This window comes from Actinoplanes subglobosus (genome assembly GCF_042650585.1).
In the GTDB taxonomy this organism is placed as follows: Bacteria; Actinomycetota; Actinomycetes; order Mycobacteriales; family Micromonosporaceae; genus Actinoplanes; species Actinoplanes subglobosus.
This window is the reverse complement of record NZ_JBHSBL010000006.1, coordinates 547,787-570,411: the sequence shown is the minus strand read 5'-3', so window position 1 is coordinate 570,411 and position 22,625 is coordinate 547,787. Positions and strand designations below refer to the sequence as shown.

Here is a 22,625-nt window from a genome sequence, read left to right as displayed (position 1 = left end):
TTCGAACGGTCCTGATCGGCCGCAAGTCGATGACCCTGAGGGGACCGGCGGTAATTCCTACACCCCGGCCCTTTCGGTCCGATGAATCGACCATGCACGTGCTCCGCCGACTCGATACGCCGCTCGCCGCCGTCCTGGTCCTGTTCACCTTCGTCCAGGCGTGGTTCGTCATCGGGCTCTGGCACGCGTGGAGCCACCCGGTGGTCGCCTGGCTCACTCTGCCGGTGCTGTCGCTCCTGGCCACCTACGAGTGTTTCCGGACCGCCCGCTGCACGGACCTCGACCTGCCCACTCGCCGGTTCTGGGGCCGGCTCGGCATCGCATGCGCCATCCTCGCCCCGTCCACGTTCAGCGCCATGTACGACGCTCTCGGCGGCCCGGTCCTGTCCCAGCTGATCAGCATCCGCACCCAGCTGCTCTTCGGTGGTGGGGTGCTGACCGTCCTGTGGGCGTTGCTGCGGCTGCCCACCTGGCAGCGCAGTCGTGGCGACTGGATCCGCTTCGGCCTGGACACCGGCATCGTCGTGCTCACCGCCGGGGTGCTGGTCTGGCACTGGTCGCTGAGCCGTATCGACTTCTCCGCCTCGCCGAACGCCACCCCGCGCTCGGTCGTCGCGATCATCGTGGTCTCGGTGGTCTCGTTGATCACCTTCGTGAAGGTGGCGTTCGCCGGGGCCGGGCGTCTGGACCGGGGTGCCCTGCACATCCTGTCGGCCGGGGTCGCGCTGTCGGCGGCCACCGGGGTGGTCGCGCCGTTCATCGTCGACCGGCCCTACCTGGCGACCGGTCTCGTGGCGTTCCCGATGTCGCAGCTCACGGCGTTCCTGGCGGCCCGTCGGCAGCGGCGTCGGGCCGGGGTGCGACCGGTGGTCCGCTCCGGGTCGCGGCGGTACAGCCTGGTGCCGTACCTCGCGATCGCTCTGCTCTATGTCGCGGTGCTCCAGGTGGAGATCCCGCAGAGCGGGCAGGAGGCCTGGATGGCGATCGCCGCCACCGCGGTCACCGTGCTCGTGGTGCTGCGGCAGCTCACCATGCTCCGGGAGAACGCCCAGCTGCTGGACACCGTCGACGCCAGCCTGAAGCAGCTCGACCATCAGGTGACGCACGACTCGCTCACCGGCATCCGCAGCCGGTCGGCGTACACCGGGGAGCTGGCCGCCCGGCTGGAGAGCGGCGAGCCGTTCGTGGTGGCGCTGCTCGACCTCGACGACTTCAAGGTGGTCAACGACAGGTACGGCCACAACACCGGCGACGCGCTGCTGCAGGCGATCAGCGGCCGCCTGCGGGACCGGCTGCGCCCGGAGGACACCGTGGCCCGGCTGGGTGGCGACGAGTTCACCCTGCTGCTGCCCGGGACGACCGAGGCCGACACCGACCTGCTGCTGCACGGACTGCTCGCCGAGGTGCAGGCGCCGGTGCTGGCCGACGGGCGCGAGATGGCGCCACGGATCAGCGTCGGGGTCACCGCGAGCCGGCCCGACGACACCGCCGGGGAGCTGCTGCGCCGCGCCGACGTGGCGATGTACGCGGCCAAGGCGGCCGGCGGCGGCCGGTGGACCTGGTTCGATCCGATCATGGACCGGCTCGCCGACGACGACGCGCGCCTCGCCGCCGACCTGCGCCAGGCTCTCGTGCGGGACCAGCTGTTCCTGGTCTACCAGCCGATCGTGGAGCTGCCGCACGGCCGGCTGACCGGGGTGGAGGCGCTGGTCCGCTGGCGGCACCCGGAGCACGGGCTGGTCCCGCCGGGGGTGTTCGTCCCGCTGGCCGAGCGCAACGGTCACATCGTCGAGCTGGGCCGCTGGGTCCTGGAGAACGCCGTCGCGCAGGCCGCCCGGTGGGAGCGCGAGCTCGGCCCGGCCGCGCCGGACAAGGTGAGCGTCAACGTGTCGGCCCGGCAACTGGGGGAACCCGGCTTCCCGGCGGAGACGGCGGCGCTGCTGTCGGGGGCCGGCGTCGCGCCCTCCCGGATCACCGTGGAGGTCACCGAAACCGCGGTGCTCGGCACCGGAACGGCCCTGCAGGCGGTACGGGAGCTGGCCGCGCAGGGGCTGACCATCGCGCTGGACGACTTCGGCACCGGGCAGTCGTCGCTGAGCCTGCTGGTGGACTGCCCGGTGGGCTGGCTGAAGGTGGACAAGTCGTTCGTCGACGGGGTGACCTCCGACAGCCCCCAGGCGGTGATCGTGGACAGCCTGATCGGGATCACCGAGGGGCTGCGGATGCAGGCGGTCGCCGAGGGGGTGGAGACGGCGGAGCAGGCCGAGCGGCTGCACCGGGCCGGGTACCGGTTCGCGCAGGGATACCACTTCGCGAAGCCGATGCATGCCGACGACGTCGAGCTGCTGATCGCCGCTCAGGAGGATTTTTCGCCTTATCTCAGGATGTAATGGCTCCAGGGGGTGAGGATGAACGTACGCCAGAAGCTGCTGGGCGGATATCTGCTGGTGGCCCTGCTCGTCGCGGTGACCGCCGGCATCGCATGGTTCTCCTCGACCCGGTCGGCCGAGCGGGCCGCCACCGACGAGGCCGTCCGGATCGCCCAGGGCATCGCGCTGGACGTCAGCCTCGGGCTCCCGGTCGACACCGAGAACGAGATCGTCTCCCCGCTCTACTACAGCCCGAAGTCGCTCGACAACTATCTCCGGCGGCTGCACGAGATCCAGAGCCGCGACGCCGTGGTGGTGGACATCGGTCAGTACGTCCTGGGCGACGTCGTCCCGGAGAACGTCGGCACCGTCTTCGACCACGATCTCGGCGACGAGGTGGGCCGGACCATCGCCGACGGCCGGTCCCGGGTCTTCGTCGAGACCAGCGTCGACTATCCGGCCGGCATCAAGCAGGTCGTGGTGCCGATGCGCAACTCCGGCAACGCCACGATCGGCGCCGTCATCGTCGAGTACACCCCGATCTACGACCAGCTGATGACCGCCACCGCACAGGCCCAGCGGATCACCCTGATCAGCTCGGCCGCGGTGATCCTGCTGGTCCTGGTGCTCGGCTTCGGGTTCTCCGGCTCACTGGTCCGGCGGATCACCTCGCTGACCACCGCGGTCCGCACCATCCGCACCGGCGACTACTCGCACCGGGTGCCGCACGACGGGCGCGACGAGATCGGTCGGCTGGCGCGGGCCTTCAACTCGATGGCCGAACAGCTGGACCGCTCGGCCCGGGAGATCCTCGCCAAGGAGTACACCGACAGCATCCTGGCCGGCGCCGGCGAGGGCATCTGCGGCGTCGACGCGACCGGGCGGATCGCGTTCGCCAACGAGGCCGCCGGCCGGATCACCGGGCTCGGCGTCGCCGGCCTGCTCCAACGGGAGGCCGGCGTGCTGCTGCCGGACGCTGGCGACGACCTGACCGGCGGCACCCGCGAGGGCCGCCTGCAGCGCCCGGACGGCACCGCGGTCCGCGTCGAGTACACGGTCAGCGCCCTGGAGAAGGAGGGCCGCCCGATCGGGGCGGTCATCCTGCTGCGCGACGTCACCCGGCAGCGCGACCTGGAGCACGACCTGCGCCACCAGGCGCTGCACGACGGGTTGACCGGCCTGCCCAACCGCAAGCTGCTGCTCGACCGGCTCGACCACGCACTCACCCGGTCCCGGGTCTCCGGCGAACGGATCGCCCTGCTCTACCTGGACCTCGACGGGTTCAAACGGGTCAACGACAGCCTCGGGCACAACGCCGGCGACCTGCTGCTGCGGACCGCCGCGGAACGTCTCACCGGGGCGCTGCGCCCGCAGGACACGGTGGCCCGGCTCGGTGGCGACGAGTTCGCCGTGCTCCTGGAGGCGGCCGGCGCCGCCGACGTCGAAGCGCTGGCCCAGCGCTGCCTGGAGGTGCTCAGCCGTCCGTTCGTCGTGCACGGCCGGCAGGCGGGCGTCACGGTCAGCATCGGCGTGGTCCCGGACGCGGCCCGGTTCACCGACGCCGACGAGGTGGTCCGCAACGCCGACGTGGCCATGTACGCGGCCAAGGACCTCGGCAAGAACCGGTTCATGGTGTTCGAGACCCGGATGCACGAGCAGTTGCTGAGCCGCCTCGACCAGGAGAACCGCCTGCGGGAGGCGGTGCACCGCGGCGAGCTGCGCCTGCACCTGCAGCCGGTGGTCGCGCTGCCGGAGGGCGAGGTGTCCGGGGCCGAGGCGCTGGTCCGCTGGCAGGATCCGCAGCGCGGGCTCCAGCAGCCCGGCTCGTTCATCCCGCTCGCCGAGGAGACCGGGATGATCATCGAGATCGACCGGTGGATCCTGATGGAGGCGTGCCGGACCATCCGCCAGTGGCAGGAGGAGAGCCCGGCGACCGCCCCCGCCTGGGTCAGCGTCAACCTGTCCGCCGTGCACCTGGACCTGCCCGACCTCACCGACCACGTCGCCTACGCGCTGGCCACCACCGGGCTGTCGCCGCACTGCCTGGTGCTGGAACTGACCGAGACGGTCATGATGCGGGACCTGGCGGTGACCTCGGCCCGTCTCGAAGAGCTGCGGGAACTCGGTGTGAAGATCGCCATCGACGACTTCGGGACCGGGTACTCGTCGCTCGGTTATCTGCGGGACATCCCGGTCGACGTACTCAAGATCGACCGCTCGTTCATCACCGGGCTGGTCGGCAACGGGCGCCAGCAGGAGCTGGTCAGCGCGATCATGCAGCTCGGGCACACGCTGGGCCTGCGGGTCGTGGCCGAGGGCGTCGAGGACGCCGAGCAGCTCGCGCTGATCACGGTGATGGGCTGCCGGTACGCGCAGGGGTACCACCTGGGCCGGCCGCAGCCCGCCGGGGAACTGCGGGCCGGTCTGACAGTGCCCGTGACCGCTCCACGGTGACCACCGCATTCAGCCCGGCGGTCGCGTTTCGGCCGTTCGTGTCGCGGGCCTCGCGCGGGACGGACGGGACCCTATCTGGCCGTACGAAGAAAAAGGTCCCTCAGCAGCAGGATCTCGGCGCCGTGATGGATCATCTCGCGGTTGATGTGCAGGACCAGTGTGGCCATCGGCTCGGCGGCGAAGCCGCCCTCGGCCGGCCCGCACGGCCGCTCGAGCCCTTCGGCGCCCAGCGACGCCACCCCTCCCGACCAGGCATGATAGGCCTCGTCGAGTTGTTCCAGAGCGCCGGCGGCGGTGCCTGCGTAATGGTGCGACAGATAGTGGGTGGACCCGGTGCCGAAATGGGCGGCGTTACGCATGCCGAGGACACCGACGATCATGTGGCCGAGCCGCCAGGCGATCGTGGTCACCGGCGGCGGTGACGGCTCCGGCGTCTCCCAGTCGATGGTGAACTCGCCGCCTCCGGCCGCCATCCCGGTGCTGCCGGTGCTGCGCGGGCGCACGTTCCACGCGCCGGGGACGGGCTCCCAGAGGTACTCGTCGTCGGAGAGCCCGTCCAGGCGTGGCCGGAAATGCACACGCCAGTGCCAGTCGAGCTGTTCGCGCAGATGACCGTTCCAGTCGAAGTCCATGCCCTCAGGCTGCCAGGTCGACCCTCGTGCCGAGACCCCGTCGCGCCGCCTCGTCGATCAGCAGCCGGGCGGTGGCCAGGTCCTGGAGACCCACACCGACCGAATTGAACAGGGTGATCTGCTCCGCCGACTGCCGGCCGGGCGCCAGACCGGCCAGCACGTCACCGAGTTCCAGCCGGAAATGATCCTCGGTGACCGCGCCCTCGGCGATCGGCAGCAGCGCTTCCCCCGACTCGTGCAGGGCCGTCGCCGACGCGTCGACCACCACCCGCGCCCGGGCGACGCCCTCGGTGTCGATCTCCCGGTGGTCCGGGCGCGGTGGCGCGCCGACCGCGTTGACGTGCAGGCCCGGCAGGAACCACGCGCCCCGCACCACCGGCTCCCGCGACGGGGTGAGCGTGCAGAGCACATCGGACGCGAGCGTCACCTCACGAGGTCCGGCCAGGACGGTGGCGGGCAGGCCCAGGTCCGCGGTGATTCGGGCGGCGAGATCAAAAGCCTTCCCGGGGGTACGCCCCCAGAGCGCCACCTCCGTGAAGGAACGCACCGCGCTCAGTGCGTGGACATGCGCCTCGGCCAGTGGCCCGGTGCCGACCAGCCCCAGCACCCGCGCGTCCGGCCGGGCCAGCGCTCGGGTGGCGACAGCGGTGGCGGCGGCGGTCCGGAACCGGGTCAGCGCCGCGCCGTCGATCAGCGCCGCGCACGCGCCGGTCTCCGCCGACACCGCCAGCACGGTGGACCGCTGGCGGTTGCCGGGCAGGTCGGCGAGGAGTTTGACAGCGGCCAGCCCGGCCGGGGCGGAGGCTGCGGTCATCGCCAGGAAGGTGGCGTCCCCCAGGACGGCGGCGGCCGGTGGCGGCAGCGCGGCCCGCGCGTGGGCCAGGTCGAGGTGCGCCTGTTCGACCGCGGCGATCACGTCCTCGAAGCGGAGCAGCGCGAGCACGTCGGAGCGGGTCAGGATGAGCGTCATCAGGCGGTCCTCAGGAACGGCGTGGTCAGGGCGGACGGTGCCCGGCTGCGGCCGACCAGGCCGCTCACCGCGAGCAGGGCGATCACGTACGGGACGGTGACGAGCAGCGGCGCCGGAAGGTGCAGCCCGACCGCCGGCGCGGCGAACTGCAGGGCCTGCGCGACCCCGAAGAACAGGCAGGCCAGGACGGTCGGCCAGGCCCGCCAGCGGCCCGCGATCACGGCCACCACGGCCAGGTAGCCGACACCACCGGTGATGTTGTCGCTGAACGCGTGCACCTCGGCCAGCGCCAGCTGGGCACCGGCCAGCCCGGACGTCACCCCGGTGAGCAGCACGGCCGCGTAGCGGATGGCCCGGACCGGCAGGCCGCACCGGTCGGCGGTGACCGCGTCCTCGCCGACCGCGTCGACGGCCAGCCCCCAGCCGGTCCGCCGGCTCAGCCCGACGGCGAGGACCGCCGCGACCGCGAACGCCAGATAGCCGAGCACCGACTGCTCGAACAACGCCGGCCCGAGCAGCGGGATCTCCGACAGCACCGGCACCGGCAGCGGCTCGAACCCGGCCGGCGTCTGCCCCGAGTCGGCGAACAGAAGCCGGGCGCCGTAGGTGGTGGCACCCAGCGCGAGCGCGTTCGCGGTGATGCCGGTGACGATCTGGTCGGCCCGCACCGTGACGCTGAGCAGTGCCTGCAACGCCGCCACCAGCAGGCCGGCGACCAGCGCGCACCCCACGCCGGCGACCGCGCTGCCGGTGGCCAGCGCACCGGCCGCCCCGGCGAACGCGCCGGTCAGCATCATCGCCTCGACACTCAGGTTGAGGACGCCGGCACGTTCGCTGACCAGTTCCCCGGCCGACGCCAGCAGCAACGGCGCGGCCAGCCGCACCCCGCCGGAGAGGACCTCCTCCAGAACCGCACTCACTTGGACCTCCCCAGGCCGGCGGCGATCAGGATCACCAGCAGGCTCTGCACGATCTGGACGGTCGCGGCCGGCACACCGACGGCCAGCTGCAGGTTGATGCCGCCGTTGGTGAGCAGACCGAACAGCAGCGCCACCCCGAGGACGGCGGTCAGCGACCCGCGGGCGAGCAGGCCGACGACCAGCCCGGCGAAGCCGTAGCCGGACGAGAAGTGCTCGGCCAGCACGTACGGTGCGGTGGCCACCAGGGACGCCCCGGCCACGCCGGCGAGTCCACCGGCGACCGCGAGACCGCCCACCTCGAGGCGGCCGGTCAGCAGCCCGAGCCGTGCCGACGCGGACGGCGAATGCCCCACCGCGGTCAGCCGCAGCCCGGTCGGCGTGTGCCGCAGCACGATCGCGGTGATGATCGCGGCGGCGACCGCGAGCAGCACGATCAGGGTCACCGGTGACTCCACCGAGCCGATCAGCGGCAGCCGCGCGCCCTCCGGCAGCGGCGGCGACTGCGGCAGCGTCTCGGCCGAGGTGACCGGCTGCCGCAGGAACGCCTCCTCGTGCACGGCCAGCGCGAGGACGCCCAGGCCGACGAAGTTCAGCAGCAGGGTGGTGATCACCTCGCTGGTGCCGCGGCGGGCCTTGAGCAGGCCGGCGATCGACGCCCAGGCCGCGCCGCCGGCGAAACCACCGGCGAGCAGCAGCGGCACACCGATCCAGGCCGACACCGGCGCGGGCAGCGCGAGACCCACGGCGGCACCGGTGACACCACCGACGGCGAGCTGGCCCTCACCCCCGACGTTCACCAGACCGGCGCGGTGCGCCACGGTGAAACCGACGGCGATCAGCGCGAGGACGGCCGCGGAGTTGAGCGAGCTTCCCCAGGCGTACGGGCTGCCGGCCATCCCCTCCACGAGGGCGTCGACGGCGTCACCGGGCGCGGTGCCGGCCCCGGCCGCGAGCAGCAGCCCGGCCAGTGCCGCAACGACGGCGGCGAGCCCGCTGACGACGACCGGATGACGGGCGACGGCGATCACGCGCCGGTTCCCAGCATCAGATGGGCGATCCGGTCGTGGGCGTCCGGGGCGGCGGTGTCGACGGGCGCGGACAGCGTCCCCCGGTAGGCGACGACGATCCGGTCGCAGAGTGCCAGCAGCTCCCCCAGCTCGCTGGAGACGACGAGCACCGCGGCGCCGTTCGCGGCCGCCTCCCGGATCCGGGTGAGCACCGCGTCGACGGCGCCGACGTCGAGTCCCCGGGTCGGCTGGGCGGCGGCCAGGCAGACCAGCGGGTCCAGGGCCAGTTCGCGGGCCAGTACCACCTTCTGCTGGTTGCCGCCGGACAGCGCGGACATCGGTGCGGCCGGGCCGGGCGCGCTGATCCCGTGTTTCCCTATCACCGCGGTCGCGGCGGTCCGCATCGCCCGCCGGTCGAGCAGCACCCGCCACCGCCGGAACTCGCCGAGCCGTCCCAGGTGGAGGTTGGTCGCCACGTCCAGCTCCGGGACGCAGCCCTCGTGGTGCCGGTCCTCCGGAACCACACCGAGCCCGGCCGCGGTCCGCCGGGCCGGGGTGGCCCGGGTCAGGTCGGTCCCGTTCAGCTCGACCGTGCCGCTGTCCGGGATCCGGGCCCCGCTGAGCACGTGCACCAGCTCGGTCTGCCCGTTCCCCTCGACCCCTGCCACCCCGACGATCTCGCCGGCCGCGATCTCCAGACCGGCCCGGTCCAGCAGGAAGCCGCCCCCGCTCCGCCCGACGCTCACCTCCCGGACCCGCAGCACCACCCGCCGTGCGTCCGGTGCGGATCGTGGGCCGCGTACTCCCGCGTCCATGCCGAGGGTTCCGGCCAGGGCCGGGGCCAGGTCGGCGGCCGGGCGGCCGATCATCAGCGGGACCAGCCGGTCCGGGGTCAGGTCGGTGAGGCCGGCGCCGGCGACCCGGCCGCCGCGCAGCACGGTGGCCGCGTCGGCGACCCGGGCTACCTCGCCGAGCTTGTGCGTCACCAGCACCACGGCCCCGCCGTCGTCGGCGATCCGGCGGCAGGTGGCCAGCAGCGCGTCGACCTCGTCGGGGCCGAGCACTCCGGTGGGCTCGTCCAGGACGAGCAGGCGCGGCTCACGCAGCAGCGCTTTCACGATCTCGACGCGCTGGCGCACGCCGAGGGGGAGATCGCCGACCGTCTCGGCCTCCGGCACGCTCAGCCCGTAGCGGTCGCGCAGCCGGGCCAGCCGTCCGGCCAGGTCACGGACCCGCAGCAGCCGCAGGTTCTCCCCGGCGGTGAGCGTCGGGACGAGACTGAAGTGCTGGTGCACCATGGCCACACCGGCGTTCAGGGCGTCCTTGGGGCGGCGGGGCGCGTAGGGCATGCCGTGCAGGCGCATCGTCCCGGCGTCGGGACGCAGCGATCCGCCGACGGCGTGACACAGCGTCGACTTGCCGGCCCCGTTCTCACCGAGGACGCAGTGCACCGTGCCGGCCTCGACCGTCAGGTCCACGCCGTCCAGGGCGCGGGTCGTGCCGTACGCCTTGGCCAGGCCGGCGATCTCCAGGGCGATCACAGGGTGCTGATCTTCCCGGACGCGATGTCGGCCTTGATCGCGTCGAGCTTCTCCTGCACCCCGGCGGGCGCGTCGCAGAGGAGGATGTCGTTCTGCGGCTCCGCGGCGGTGAGGCCGAACTTGACGTTCTCCGCCTTCCAGGTTCCGGCGACGACCTGCTCGACGGCGTACTCGACCCCGGCACCGACATCGGTCTTCACGAACCCGGCGTAGGCGGTGTCGGTGGCGCAGTCGTGCGGGATCGGGCCGCCGATCAGCTTGGCCTTGGCCTGGGTGGCGCCCTGGGCCAGGCCCTTCTTGCCGAGGTTCAGGATCTGCCCGAGCACACCGGCCCCGGCGCTGTAGTCGGCGAGGGCGGACTGCTTGGCTTTGGCGACGTCGTTGAAGTCGCCGACGTACTGCGGGGCGAGCACCTGCACACCGGGCTTGGCCAGGGCGGCGCCGTTCGCGTACTCCTTGGCGGCGTTGACGATCGCCGGCAGCTCGGCCCCGCCCACGAAGCCCACCTTGTTCGTGGTGGTGAGCAGCGCGGACGCGGCGCCGGACAGGAACGCGGCCTGCGCCTGCTGCGGGTCGTAGAGGGCCAGGTTGGTCAGCGGCTTCCCGTCGGCCGGCCCGCCGATCTCGACGAACCTGACCTTCGGGAACCGGGGTGCGACCAGACGGACCGCGGCGTCGGTCTGCCCGCCGAGCGCGATCACCACGTCGGACTGCCCGGCGAAGCGGACCAGAGCCGCCTCGAAGTCGGCGGTCGCGACCTGCTCCACCTTGCTGAACGTGGCCTTGCCGGCCTGCGCCTGCTCGGCCCGCTGGTACCCGAGATACGCCGACTCCATGAACCCGTCGTCGGAGAGCGAGCCGGGGAAGAGCACGCCGACCCTGATCGCGCCGGCCGTGGCCGTACCGCCGGTGGCCGGCTCGCCGTCGTCGCTGCATCCGGTGAGCAGCCCGCCGGCAAGCAGAGCGGTGACGGCCAGGGAGAGAAGAGGAACGGTACGCGCCATCAGAACGCCTCCGAGAGTTAGTGGTATACCGTTACGCGAGCCAGTTTCGGGTGGCTCTGTTTCACGCTTGTCACGCGGTGGTTAGCAATACCACCGCCGCTAAGGTAGGTGCGCGGACACACTCACGAGGGGGCACTTCCGGTGGTCGACAGGGCGCCCGGCTCGTTACGCGACCACGCCTACGAGGAGTTGCGCCGGCGCATCGTCAACACGGAGCTGGCCCCCGGTCAGCGTCTGGTCGAGCGTGACCTGGCCGCCGATCTGCGGGTGAGCCGGATCCCGCTGCGTGAGGCTCTGCGCCTGCTGGAGGCCGACGGCCTGGTCCTGCTGATCCCGGGGAAGGGTGCGCTGGTGGCGCCGTTCACTCCGGCCGACGTGCGCGACCTCTTCGACGTCCGGGAGTCCCTGGAGGCACTGGCCGCCCGCCTGACCGCCGAGCGCCGCGACGAGACCGGCCTGGCCCGCTTGAAGGACCGCCTGGCCGCGGCCCGGGACGCCACCGCCGCCGGCGACGAGAACGGTGTCGCCGCCGCCAACGCGGGCTTCCACGCCGACCTCATCGAGTTGTCGGCGAACCCGCTGCTCAGCTCCCTGATGCGCCCCCTGGCTGCGCGCACCCACTGGCTGTTCCGCCTGACCGCCCAGCGGGACGCGGCCCAGCAGTGCGCGGAGCACGAGCAACTGTTCGCGGCGATCGAGGCGGGCGCCGCCGACGAGGCGGCCGCCCTGGCCCACGCCCACGTGGCGAGCGGCCGCGGGCAGAGCCTCACGCTGGCCGCGACATGGTCACTGCCGGCCGACGATCCGGAGACCATCGCCTCACGCCGGCGCCGCCGCCCACCGGGACATGGAAACGGCCACCGCCCACCTCAGGCTGGTGGATGAGCGGTGGCCGCGACAGAGGGAGCTGGGCCCGGGCCGGCGTGAGAGGTGGAAGGGGCCCCACGCCGGCCCGGGAGACTCAGCTCTGCACGAAGACCGAGACGGTTCGTGCGGGGACGGTCAGCGTTCCGGTCGACGCGGCGTACGACGCGGAGCGCGTCACCGGGTCGGCGGAGGCCTGCTGGACCGGGTGGAGCGACACCTTCCTACCGGCGAGCCCCGGCACCTTCTGGGTGGCCGTGGTCGTGCCGGCGTTGAAGACGACGGTGATGCTCTTCCACTTCGCGTCGATGCCACGGGCGTCGATGGTCATCGTGATGACGCCCGGCGTCTCGTTCACGCCGGAGAGCGGGAACGCGACACGCCGCTGCACCTGCGAGCCGGTGGCCAGGCCGAACGCCGGCGTGGACTTCCGGATCCGCAGCAGCTCCTGGTAGGCGCTGTTCGCCTGGTTGATCGCGGCACAGTCCGGGACCAGCGCCGGGTCGGCGAGCAACGGCTTGGCGTACACGTACTTCGCCTCGTTGTCCGCCTTGGGCGGCAGGCCGCGGCCGAAGCCGTTGCCCTGTGAGCAGTCCCAGATGATCTGGTTGAACCAGTCACCGGAGTTGAACGAGTTCCGGTCCAGCGACTTCGAGCGGAGCAGCTCGCTGCCGGCGGTGACGAAGCCCGCGCCCTGGCCGAGGACGGTGGTCGCGAGCGCCACCGACTGGGCCCGGGCCCGCTGCGCGGCGGTGGTCGACTGCGGCAGCTTGTAGGCGAAGGCGTCGTACAGGATCTCGTTGTCGTGCGCGTCGACGTAGGTGATCGACTCGCCCGGGTTCTTCGTGTACCCGGCCTGCGCCCCGTTGTAGTCGACCTGCGAGCCCTTGACCGTCGTACCGGCCGACGAGGTGAACGTGTAGTCCGCCAGGTTGCCGGTCAGACCGACCTTGATCAGGTCCTGGTAGTGCAGCAGGCGGGCCTGCTGCTCGGCCGCGGTGCCGTTGACCGGGTCACCGTTGGGGGCGCCGGCCAGGCCGGACGCGAAGCCCTGGATGCGCGGGTTGCCGTCGAACGGGCCGCCACCGCGGACCGCGTCCCGGAGCCGGTCGTTGAACGTGCCGATCCCGGTGCCGCCGAGCTCGGTCTGGGATGCCTGGATGAAGCGCGCGTTGTTCGCCACCTCACCGAAGTTCCAGCCCTCGCCGTACACATAGATGCTCTTGCCGTCGACGCCGTCCCTCGCGACCGTGAGCTTGTCGAGGGCCTTGCGCACCGCCAGGATGTTCTCCTTCGGGTGATGGCCCATCAGGTCGAAGCGGAAGCCGTCGACCTTGTACTGCCTGGCCCACGTGACGACCGAGTCGACCACCAGCTTGCCCATCATCGCGTTCTCCGGCGCGGTGTTGGCGCAGCAGGTGGAGTTGGCGATGGTGCCGTCCTCCAGGAGGCGGTGGTAGTAGCCGGGCACGACCTGGTCGAGCACCGACTTGGCGTCGGTCCCGGCGGCCGAGGTGTGGTTGTAGACGACGTCCATGACCACCCGCAGGCCCGCCTGGTTGACCCCGGCGACCATGCTGCGGAACTCACTCGTCCGCTTGTCGGGGTCGGCCGCGTAGCCACCCTCGGGAACCGTGTAGTGCAGCGGGTCGTAACCCCAGTTGTAACCGTCGGTCGCGGCCACCTTCTCGATGCAGGCCTGCTGCTCCTCCGAGTCGGCCGGCAGCGAGGCCAGGTCGCAGGCGGGCTGCTGCTGGTCGGCGCGCTTCTCCGGGATGGTGGCGAAGTCGAACGCCGGAAGCAGGTGCAGGTGGGTGACGCCGGCCTTGGCGAGTTCCCTGAGATGCCGCGTGCCCTTCGAGTCCACGGTGAACGCGCTGAACGTACCCCGCTTCTCCGCCGCCACCGTGGAGTCGGCGATGGAGAAGTCCCGCACCGACAGCTCCGAGATCTGGATCTTCGCGGGAGCGACGGCGGCCGGCTTCTTCAGGTTGGTCCAGCCGGCCGGCGCGAGCGCCGGGTCGGACAGGCTGACGAAGCGGCTGCGGGTGGAGTCGGCGGTGAGCGCGACCGAATACGGGTCGGTCACCGACGCCGTGACGACCTTCTGCGTGGCCGGCTGCCAGGCGGTCACCCGGAACTTGTAGAACTTGCCGGCCCAGTCGCCCTTACCCGACCAGACACCGGTGCGGTTGTCGCGGGTCAGCTCGACCAGCGCCGGGGAGACCTGGTCGGCCGTGTCGTAGACCTCGAGTTCGACGCTGCGGGCGGTGGGCGCCCAGACGGCGACGCTCGCCTTCCTTCCACTGATGACCGGGCCGAGGGTGGCGTCGGTCGCCTTGTTGTAGATGTCATCGAGAACGCCCGCGAGTTGGACACCGGTGGCCGAGAGGAGCTTGCCGGCGGCGTCGCGTTCGGTGACGACGACCTGACCACGCAGAATGTCCGTTATTTCACGACTTGTTAGTTTAAAGGCGCCGTACTGCCACAGATGCGGGAACTTCTCGCGCTGCGCCTCGCTGAGGCCACTTCTCACCGACGCGAGACTGGTTGTTTGATATGTCCCGGTCAGCTCGCCATCCGCGACCCCGATCCCACCCGTCGGCGAGTACACCAGGTCGTACACCTTGCCGTCGGTCCCCGCACCGACCGGCTCCAGGGTGGTCCCGGTCCCGGTCTTCCAGGCGATCGTGCCCCGGTCCAGCCACACCGCGGCGGCCTTGGTGACGTCCACGACGCCACCGCCCGCGCTGGTCTTGACCAGCGGCAGCAGACGGGTCTCCTGACCGGCCAGCAGCCAGACCTCGTGGCTCGCCTTGGCGAAGTCGAGGGACTGGTCGGCGGGCAGGTCCTTCTCGTCACCTCGGTGGATGATGTAGCTCAGCGAGGTCGCACCGGCCGCGAGCGGCACCTCGAAGACCGCGCCGTAACTGTCGATCCGGGCCGGGAGCAGCGGGCTCGACCAGTCGGTCGGGCTGGCCGCGCCGGACCAGACGTGCAGGCCCCAGCCGTCGTAGTTCCCGTCGGCCCGCTTCCAGTGGATGATCGCCTTGGACTCGTCCTGCGCCGGATCGGGCTGGCCGGTGGCCGCCTGCCGGGTCGGGTACGTCGCGGCGTCGCCCTGCTTGATCCAGATCTCCGGGTTCGCGCCGATGTTGATGGTCCGGTCGGCGTCGACGTCCTTGTTGCCGTTGTCGTCGACCACGATGAAACCGACGCTCTTCGCGCCCGGCTTGAGCTTCACATAGGCGAACCGGCCGTAGGAGTCGGCGCCGGTGAACTGCTGCCCGTTCGGCCAGGTGGTGGACATCGACGGGTCGATGTCGCCCCACACGTAGAGGTTCTGGTCGTCGTACTGCCCGTCCGGCCGGTTGTAGTGCACGACCGCGTAACCGGCGGTCGACTCGGCCGCCGGGGTACCGACGGTGATGTTCGTGGTCGCCGACGCGAGCCGGCCCTTGCTGTCCCGCACCACCGCCTTGTACCGCACCGGCGTCTTCCCGGCCAGGCCGGTCAGGTCGTGGTAGATGCGGTAGGGCGCGCGGTCGGCCGTACCGAGAAGCTTCCATTCGCCGTTGCCGGCCTGGGCCGCGAAGGTCACCGTGGACAGCGGGTCACCGACGACGTCGGCGACGATCTCGGTGCGGTTGGCGACCGAGGCGTCCGCCTTCGGGCTGCTGAGGGTCACGGTCGGACCGTTTTTCGGTACGGCCACCGCTCCCCCGGCTCGCAGGACCACGGAGGACAGCGCCGGAACGGTGATGGTGATCCGCCCGTCGGCGTCCGAGTTCGCCGGAGCCGCGCCACCGTAGATCCCGGTGAACACGCTGTTCGGCGTGGCCGTGACGAACGAGACGGTCTGCGCCGTGGTGGCGTTGTTGACCGCGACCACGTACTCCTTGCGGGTGTTGTCCCGGGCGATCCGGGAGGCCGCGAAGACGCCGGCGCCCTCGGCCGCGTAGCGGGTCTGCTGGATGCCGGTGACCAGCGCCGGGTTGGCCTTGCGCAGTTTCGCCAGCTCGGCGATCGTCCGGTAGACCGGGTGCGCGGTGTTGTAGTTGTCGACCGCGTGGGTGCGGTCGGTGCCGATCAGGTCGTCGTCCAGGTAGTCCGCGCTCCTGCTGGCGAACAGGTCCTGGCGGGCGTCCTTGTCGCCGCCCGGCCCGGTGAAGCCCTGCTCGTCACCGGAGTAGACGACCGGCTGGCCCCGGGTCAGGAACATCAGCTCGTGCGCGAGCTGGTCGCGCTTGAGCTGAGTGTCGGCGGTCGCCGCGGCGGCGATGAACGAGCCGATCCGGCCCATGTCGTGGTTGCCGAGGAAGGTCGGCAACCGGTCCGCGCCGGTGTTGCGGGCGGTGTAGAGGTCGTCCTTGGCGTACAGCGCGGACAGCGCGTCGGCGCCGCTGTTGCCGGTGGCGAAGCCGCGCGCCGCCTCCTGGAACGAGAAGTCCAGGGTGGCGGGCAGCCCACCTTCGCGCACGTAGGTCGACTCGATCTCCTGGTCGGCGCTGTAGACCTCACCGAACGTGAAGAAGTCCTTCTTGCCGGCCTGCTTGGCGGCCTTCTCGACGGCCGGCTGCCACTGCTGCCAGAACTCCAGGTTGGAGTGCTTGACGGTGTCGAGGCGGTAGCCGTCGATGCCGGTGTCCTTGACCCAGTCGCCGTAGATCTTCGACATGCCCTCGACCACCTCGGGACGCTCGGTGAAGAGGTCGTCGAGGCCGAAGAAGTCGCCGTACTCGCTGTTCTCGCCGGCGAAGGTGGAGTCACCGCGGTTGTGGTACATGTTCACGTCGTTCAGCCACGACGGCTTCTTGACGGTCGCGTCCGCTTTCGAACCGAAGACCGGGGTGTACGGGTACGACGTCGCGTCCGTCGCCGGGAACTCGTCCGATGTCGCGTAGTTGCGGTCCTCGAACGGCTGGCCGTCGGTGTCGGTGTACGGGGAGTCCGCCTTGTCGACGTACGTGTAGGTGTTCTCCGCGTACTTGATGACGTCGGCGGTGTGGTTGACGATGATGTCCAGGTAGATCTTGAGACCGCGCTGGTGGGCGAGCTTCACCAGCTTCTTCAGGTCGGCGTTGGTGCCGAAGTGCGGGTCCACCTGGGTGAAGTCGGTGATCCAGTACCCGTGGTAACCGGCGGAGACGTCGGTGCCGGTGCCCTGCACGGGACGGTTCTTGAAGACCGGGGCGAGCCAGATCGCGGTGGTGCCGAGCCCCTGGATGTAGTCCAGCCGGTCGATCACGCCCTTGAGGTCGCCACCGTGGTAGAAGCCCTTGTCGGTGGGGTCGTACCCGGTGGAGAGACGGTCACCGGAGAGCCCGCCCTTGTCGTTCTTCGTGTCCCCGTTGGCGAACCGGTCGGGCAGCACGAAGTAGAACTGCTCCCCGCTCGTGGGGTTGTCGGAGCCCCACTTGGCGATCACGGAGTCGCTGGGAACACTGGTGGCCGCGACGGCAGCGGAGGCCGGCACGGCGAGAAGTGGGAGGAAGAGGCTGAGCAGAGCGGCGCCCAGCCTCAGGCGGCGGTGTAAAGGTCTGTTGAGTGCCACTGCGCACCCTTCCGATTCAGTGGTATCGGATTGACAGTTATATATTTCGTGACGTCCGCCCGGCGCGGAAGCCTGCTGGGCGCCCTCGGAGTAGAGTGCTCCAGGACAGGCTCGACGACGCGCCGCGGCGACAAACCCGAAAAGCCGTTCAGGACGCGTTCCATCGACCGATCGGCCTGTATCGCTCCTGTTGCCGGGACGTTAGCAAGGTCTTGCATGGAATGGAAGACCTTTCAGGACCATGCCGAGCAGACAACAGACGACTAGAGTGAGCCCATGCGTGCGCGAATGGCCGATATCGCCAAACAGGCTCAGGTCAGTGAGGCGACGGTGTCGCGTGTCATTAACGACCGCCCCGGAGTCTCCGCTGAAACCCGACAAGCGGTCCTGACGGCACTTGACGTCCTCGGTTACGAACGACCGGAAAGATTGCGCAAGCGCAGTGCCGGCCTGGTCGGCCTGGTCGTCCCCGAACTGGACAACCCGATCTTCCCCGCTTTCGCCCAGGTGATCGAGTCGACGCTGGCGCAGCACGGCTACACGCCGGTGCTGTGCACCCAGTCGCCCGGCGGCGTCACCGAGGACGAGTATGTGGAGATGCTCCTCGACCGGCAGGTCTCGGGCATCGTCTTCATCTCCTCACTGTCCGCCGACACCACCTCCGACCGCTCCCGCTACCAGCGGCTGCTCGACCGGCCGCTGCCGATCGTGCTGGTCAACGGCTACGCCAAGGAGCTGGAGGCGCCGTTCGTCTCGTGTGACGACCGGGTCGCCGGCGACCTCGGAGTCACCCATCTGGTCGCCCTCGGGCACCGGCGGATCGGCATGATCTCCGGCCCCAACCGGTTCATCAACACCCAGCGCAAGCTGGAGGGTTACCGCGCCGCGATGAAACGCGAGGTGGGCCTCTCCGACGCCGAGGTGGACGACCTGGTCTCGCTGACCCTGTTCGGCGTCGAGGGCGGCGAGGTGGCCGCCGACCGGCTGCTGGCCAAGGGCGTCACCGGCATCATCTGCGCCTCCGACATGATGGCGCTCGGCGCGATCCGGGCCGCCCGGCGCCGTGGCCTGCGGGTTCCCGAGGAGGTGTCGGTGATCGGCTTCGACGACTCGGCGCTGATCCCGTTCACCGACCCGCCCCTGACCACGCTGCGCCAGCCGGTGGCCTCGATGGCGGTGGCCGCGGTCCGCTCGCTGGTCGACGAGATCAACGGGCACGGTGCACCGCACTCGGAATACCTCTTCCACCCCGAGCTGGTGGTCCGTAACTCGACGGCGATCGCTCCGATGCGTTCGGAGATTCCGGTCGCCACTCCCGCTGCCTGACCGAAAACGTACGGATGGCGGCGCGGCCGCCGTCCGTACCCCGAGAGAGCGTTCTCAACGTTCCGGAAAGCGTGGCGGCGCCCATCGGCGCCGCCATGAACTCACGTGGTGATTTCTGGTGCGAATCGCACCAGAAATCACCACGCCGCGTTTGAATCAGCCCTTCGTGCCGCCGGCGGTAAGACCGGACACGAGATGCTTCTGGGCGAAGAGGAATACGATTCCGGCCGGGATCGTCACCAGGACGGCGGCCGCGGTGAGATATTCCCACTGCGGATTGAACTGCGGCACGAACTGCTGCAGGCCGTACGCCAGGGTGTATTTGTCGTCGGTCTGGATGAACGCCGACGCGTACGCGACCTCGCCCCATGCGGTGAGGAAGGCGTAGAAACCGGTGACCGCGATGGCCGGCCGGGCCAGCGGCAGGATGACCCGCCAGAAGATCCGGAACGGGCCGCAGCCGTCCAGCGACGCCGCCTCGTCCAGCGAGGTCGGGATCGAGTCGAAGTAGCCCTTGAGCATCCAGGCACAGAACGGCACGGCGATCGTCAGGTACGCGATGACCAGCGACGGAAGCGTGTTGATCAGTCCGAGACCGGCCATGATCGCGTAGATCGGGACGATCAGGATCGACACCGGGAACATCTGGGTGACCAGGAAGACCATCATCAGCGACCGGCGGCCCGGGAAGTTGAACCGGGACAGCGCGTAACCGGTGGTCGCCGAGAAGAAGATGCCGATCAGCATGGTCAGGCTCGCCACGATGACCGAGTTCAGGAACCAGGTCGGGAAGTTCGTCTCGAACAGCACGTACTCGTAGTTCGCGAACGTCGGGTCCTTTATCAGGGTGATCTCGGTGCTCTGTACGGCGTACCCGGGCTTGAACGAGGAGAGCACCACCCAGGCGATCGGACCGACCGCGATGAGCGAGGCCAGGATCAGGGTGCCGTGCAGTCCGATCGACGCACCGAGGCTGCGACGGCCGCGCCGGGGCTTGTTGACGCGAGCCGGCGCGTCACTCTTCGGAGCCGCGATCGGCGGAGTCGTGGTCATCTGGGCCATGTCACCAAACCTCGCCTTGCTTGCGCAGCACCCGCCGGTAGAACACCGAGAAGATGAGCAGGATCGAGAGGATCAGCACGCCGTACGTGGAGGCGAGCGAGTAGTTCCGGATGCCCTCGAAGGCCGCCCGGAACGCGCCGGTCACCAGGATCTCGGTCGATCCGGCCGGCTGTCCCTCGGTCACCAGGAAGATGATCGGGAACATGTTGAAGGTCCAGATCGTGCCGAGCAGGATCACCGTCATGCTGACCGGCCGCAGACCCGGCAGCGTGATGTTGCGGAAACGCTGCCACGCCGTCGCGCCGTCGATCTCGGCCGACTCGTAGAGCTCCTCGGGGATACTCTGCAAGCCACCGAGCAGCGCCACCATCATGAACGGCACACCCAGCCAGATGTTGGTGATCACCGCGACGAACAGCGACGTCCACCTGTCGGCGAACCAGGCGACCGAATCGATCCCGACCGCGTTGAGCAGCGAGTTGACCAGGCCCAGCCGCTCATTGAAGAGGAACTTCCAGGCGAAGGCGCTGATGAAGGCCGGCACTGCCCACGGCAGGACCAGCAGCACGCGGTAGAAACCCCGGAACCGCATCTCCCGGTGGATCATGACGGCCAGACCGAGGCCGAGACCGTAGTGGAAGGCCACGCCCGCCGCGGTCCAGATCAGGGTGGTCCCGGTCCACTGCCAGAACTCGCCGATCTTCCCGGTGAGAATGTTGACGTAGTTGTCGAGGCCCACGAACGACCAGGCGTTCGGGTTCTCCTTGCAGACCTCGCCACCGGTGATCGACTTGGTGCAGATCTCGGCGAGCTGATTCGCCTCGGTCTGGTTGGTGAAGGTCAGCCAGATGCCGTTGACCAGGGGATAGAAGATCAGAACCGCCAAGACTGCCACGACCGGTACGACCATCGCCCAGGCCGCCCAGTGCTTGTCCCAGTTCTGACGCAACGTGGTGCTCCTCGGCGCCGCGTCGGCAGTCACAGTGCTCATCAGCTGTGCTCCAGAGAGGAAGCGAAGCGGGCGCCGGCTCGTCGCGAGCCGGCGCCTGCGTTCAATACCGTCAGTTGGTGGCGTACGAGGGAACGACCTCGGCCTTGTACTTCTGGGCCACGGCGTCGAGCGAAGCCTTGGCGTCCTTGTTCTGGACCAGGACCTCGGTGGCGAGGGTGTCGAGCGGGCCGAAGAACTGGCCACCCTCCGGGATCCACGGGCGGTTCACGGCGGACTCGCTGACCGGCTTGAACGCCGAGACGGTCGGGTTGTTCTTGACCGCGTCGATGTCGTAGGCGGACTTACGGGTCGGCAGCAGGCCCAGCTTGTCGGCGAGGGTCGCCTGCGACTCGGCGGAGTTCATGAACTTGATGAACTCGACGGCGGCGGCGGCCTTCTCCTGCGGGACACCCGAGTAGACGACGTAGTTGTGGCCACCGATCGGGGCACCGGCGCGGGCGGAACCGGCCGGAACCGGCGCGACGCCGAGGTTCTCCAGGCCACCGAAGGCCGGGGCGGCCTTCACGTTCGCGACCTCCCACGGGCCGTTGATGATGAAGGCGACCTTCTTCTCCTTGAAGAGGGTCATCATCGTGCCGTACGAGTCGGTCGCCGACGGCTTGACCGAGGCGCCGCTGTCGATCAGGTCCTTCGCGACGTTCAGGCCGGCCACGTTCTGCTCGGAGTTGACCACGATCTTCTTGTTCGCGGTGTCGACCAGGTCACCGCCCTCGCCGTACAGGAAGGGGAGGGTGAAGTAGCCGGCCGGGTTGACGTAGAGGCCGTCCACGCCGGTGCTCTTCTTGATGGTCTGAGCGGCGGTCTTCAGCTCGGCCCAGGTCTTCGGCACGGAGACGCCGGCCTTCTCGACCAGCTCCTTGTTGTAGAGCAGGGCGAGGCTGTCGGTCACCTGCGGGACGCCGTAGGTCTTGCCGTCGAACTTGTTCGAGGCCAGGGCGGTCGCGTTGTAGTCCGACTCGTCGGCCAGCAGCTCGGAGCCGTCCAGGGAGTAGAGGTAGCCCAGCGACGCGAACTCGGGCACCCAGGCGACCTCGGCACGCAGGATGTCCGGGGCGCCGGTCTTGGCGGCGGCGGCCGTCTTGAACTTGTTCTGCGCGTCGGCGAACGGCACCGACTGGTAGTTGATCTTGATGTTCGGGTACTTCGCGTTGAACTGCTTGATCAAGTCCTGGAAGACCGGACCCTCGTTCTTCGCGTCCGACGTGTCCCACCACGTGAGCTCGGCGGACAGCGACGCCGGGTCGGCGGCCTTGTTGTCGCTAGCGGCCGGCTCCTTGTCGCCGCTGCACGCGACGAGGGTGAAGGCGAGGGCCACGGAGGAGAGAGCGGCCAGTCCCTTGGTTATGCGACGCATGTTGCGCTCCTTGAAGACCTGCTTGGTGACGACCGGACGGTAGCAAGAAGTTTCGGGCTTAGAAACCCCTTGCGAACCAACTTGCAACACGGCGGTCGCGAGAACCCGCACGATTCCGGCATCGCGGGCGGGAAAGCGGTCTCTAGCTGCTGTTCTGTTACCTAGCGAGCCCGGCCGCGGAACATGATCGACATGTAAGCGAGTTACAGCAACTTACCGGCTCAGGGCTCCGAGTGGGAGATCTTGGAGCTGCCCTCGATGCAACTTCTTGCACGGGGCGCTGAAAGCTCATGCCGGTTTGCAGTCGGCGGCCGTCATTCCGGCCCGGAAACACGTCAGGCATGTAAAAAGGCGGTGACAGGCACCTTCGCCCGTCACCGCAGCCCACGACCTCCACCGCACGGCGGCCAGCCTTCAGACGCCGCCGGCCTTCCCCGCACGCCAGCCTTCCCCGACCGGCTGGCCTTCCCCGCCCGCCGACCATCCCCGACTGGCTGGCCTTCCCCGCACGCCGACCTTTCCCGCACGGCGGCCTGCACTCAGACGCCGCCCGCCG

General features: G+C 70.0%; 14 protein-coding genes. 4 read left to right on the top strand and 10 right to left on the bottom strand.

The genetic code is table 11. From position 1 onward, the window contains the following. Positions 1–92: 92 nt before the first annotated feature. On the top strand, positions 93–2,390 hold the full coding sequence (locus ACFO0C_RS08740) for a putative bifunctional diguanylate cyclase/phosphodiesterase (protein ID WP_378066040.1): 2,298 nt from the start codon (positions 93–95) through the stop codon (positions 2,388–2,390). A gap of 18 nt (positions 2,391–2,408) precedes the next feature. After that, complete coding sequence (locus tag ACFO0C_RS08735) at positions 2,409–4,823, top strand: EAL domain-containing protein (protein WP_378066039.1); 2,415 nt, start codon at positions 2,409–2,411, stop codon at positions 4,821–4,823. 71 nt (positions 4,824–4,894) lie between these two features. On the opposite strand, the gene ACFO0C_RS08730 is transcribed toward ACFO0C_RS08735, so the two are convergent. From ACFO0C_RS08730 to ACFO0C_RS08705, 6 genes are read right to left on the bottom strand one after another with little or no spacing between them, the layout of a single operon-like run. Further along, a complete protein-coding gene (locus tag ACFO0C_RS08730; protein ID WP_378066038.1) occupies positions 4,895–5,455 on the bottom strand; it encodes a DinB family protein in 561 nt (186 codons plus the stop codon). A gap of 4 nt (positions 5,456–5,459) precedes the next feature. Continuing rightward, entirely contained in the window at positions 5,460–6,425 is a 966-nt protein-coding gene (locus ACFO0C_RS08725) for an ornithine cyclodeaminase family protein (protein WP_378066037.1), read from the bottom strand. Then, a complete protein-coding gene (locus ACFO0C_RS08720) occupies positions 6,425–7,345 on the bottom strand; it encodes an ABC transporter permease (RefSeq protein WP_378066036.1) in 921 nt (306 codons plus the stop codon). The genes ACFO0C_RS08725 and ACFO0C_RS08720 overlap by 1 nt, the downstream gene beginning before the upstream one ends. Beyond that, positions 7,342–8,373, bottom strand: a complete 1,032-nt coding sequence (locus tag ACFO0C_RS08715) for an ABC transporter permease (RefSeq protein ID WP_378066035.1) — start codon at positions 8,371–8,373, stop codon at positions 7,342–7,344. The genes ACFO0C_RS08720 and ACFO0C_RS08715 overlap by 4 nt, the downstream gene beginning before the upstream one ends. After that, positions 8,370–9,893 (bottom strand): ABC transporter ATP-binding protein, encoded by a 1,524-nt coding sequence (locus tag ACFO0C_RS08710; protein ID WP_378066034.1) that lies wholly within the window; start codon positions 9,891–9,893, stop codon positions 8,370–8,372. The genes ACFO0C_RS08715 and ACFO0C_RS08710 overlap by 4 nt, the downstream gene beginning before the upstream one ends. Beyond that, complete coding sequence (locus tag ACFO0C_RS08705; protein ID WP_378066033.1) at positions 9,890–10,897, bottom strand: BMP family protein; 1,008 nt, start codon at positions 10,895–10,897, stop codon at positions 9,890–9,892. Before ACFO0C_RS08705 ends, ACFO0C_RS08710 begins: the two co-directional genes overlap by 4 nt. A gap of 141 nt (positions 10,898–11,038) precedes the next feature. On the opposite strand from ACFO0C_RS08705, the gene ACFO0C_RS08700 reads away from it, so the two are divergent. Then, positions 11,039–11,782, top strand: coding sequence for a GntR family transcriptional regulator (locus ACFO0C_RS08700; protein WP_378066032.1), 744 nt, complete (start codon positions 11,039–11,041; stop codon positions 11,780–11,782). A 76-nt stretch (positions 11,783–11,858) separates the two neighbouring features. Here ACFO0C_RS08700 and pulA read toward each other — a convergent pair whose 3' ends face one another. Beyond that, complete coding sequence (gene pulA / locus ACFO0C_RS08695; RefSeq protein WP_378066031.1) at positions 11,859–17,315, bottom strand: pullulanase-type alpha-1,6-glucosidase; 5,457 nt, start codon at positions 17,313–17,315, stop codon at positions 11,859–11,861. A 276-nt stretch (positions 17,316–17,591) separates the two neighbouring features. Between pulA and ACFO0C_RS08690 the strand changes: the two genes are divergently transcribed. Then, positions 17,592–18,641, top strand: coding sequence for a LacI family DNA-binding transcriptional regulator (locus tag ACFO0C_RS08690; protein ID WP_378066030.1), 1,050 nt, complete (start codon positions 17,592–17,594; stop codon positions 18,639–18,641). A 156-nt stretch (positions 18,642–18,797) separates the two neighbouring features. On the opposite strand, the gene ACFO0C_RS08685 is transcribed toward ACFO0C_RS08690, so the two are convergent. The 3 genes from ACFO0C_RS08685 to ACFO0C_RS08675 all read right to left on the bottom strand — a co-directional run bounded on the left by ACFO0C_RS08685 (position 18,798) and on the right by ACFO0C_RS08675 (position 22,069). Continuing rightward, complete coding sequence (locus ACFO0C_RS08685; RefSeq protein WP_378066029.1) at positions 18,798–19,703, bottom strand: sugar ABC transporter permease; 906 nt, start codon at positions 19,701–19,703, stop codon at positions 18,798–18,800. Position 19,704: 1 nt separating this feature from the next. Beyond that, positions 19,705–20,694 (bottom strand): carbohydrate ABC transporter permease, encoded by a 990-nt coding sequence (locus ACFO0C_RS08680; RefSeq protein WP_378066028.1) that lies wholly within the window; start codon positions 20,692–20,694, stop codon positions 19,705–19,707. Positions 20,695–20,764: 70 nt separating this feature from the next. Next, entirely contained in the window at positions 20,765–22,069 is a 1,305-nt protein-coding gene (locus tag ACFO0C_RS08675) for an extracellular solute-binding protein (RefSeq protein WP_378066027.1), read from the bottom strand. Between the last annotated feature and the right edge of the window lie 556 nt (positions 22,070–22,625).

Bases quoted from the DNA above. Each gene is read 5' to 3' on its own strand.
- ACFO0C_RS08735 (WP_378066039.1), top strand. From the start codon at position 2,409: ATGAACGTACGCCAGAAGCTGCTGGGCGGATATCTGCTGGTGGCCCTG.
- ACFO0C_RS08730 (WP_378066038.1), bottom strand. From the start codon at position 5,455: ATGGACTTCGACTGGAACGGTCATCTGCGCGAACAGCTCGACTGGCAC.
- ACFO0C_RS08740 (WP_378066040.1), top strand. From the start codon at position 93: ATGCACGTGCTCCGCCGACTCGATACGCCGCTCGCCGCCGTCCTGGTC.
- ACFO0C_RS08685 (WP_378066029.1), bottom strand. From the start codon at position 19,703: ATGGCCCAGATGACCACGACTCCGCCGATCGCGGCTCCGAAGAGTGAC.
- ACFO0C_RS08690 (WP_378066030.1), top strand. From the start codon at position 17,592: ATGCGTGCGCGAATGGCCGATATCGCCAAACAGGCTCAGGTCAGTGAG.
- ACFO0C_RS08705 (WP_378066033.1), bottom strand. From the start codon at position 10,897: ATGGCGCGTACCGTTCCTCTTCTCTCCCTGGCCGTCACCGCTCTGCTT.
- ACFO0C_RS08680 (WP_378066028.1), bottom strand. From the start codon at position 20,694: ATGAGCACTGTGACTGCCGACGCGGCGCCGAGGAGCACCACGTTGCGT.
- ACFO0C_RS08675 (WP_378066027.1), bottom strand. From the start codon at position 22,069: ATGCGTCGCATAACCAAGGGACTGGCCGCTCTCTCCTCCGTGGCCCTC.
- ACFO0C_RS08725 (WP_378066037.1), bottom strand. From the start codon at position 6,425: ATGACGCTCATCCTGACCCGCTCCGACGTGCTCGCGCTGCTCCGCTTC.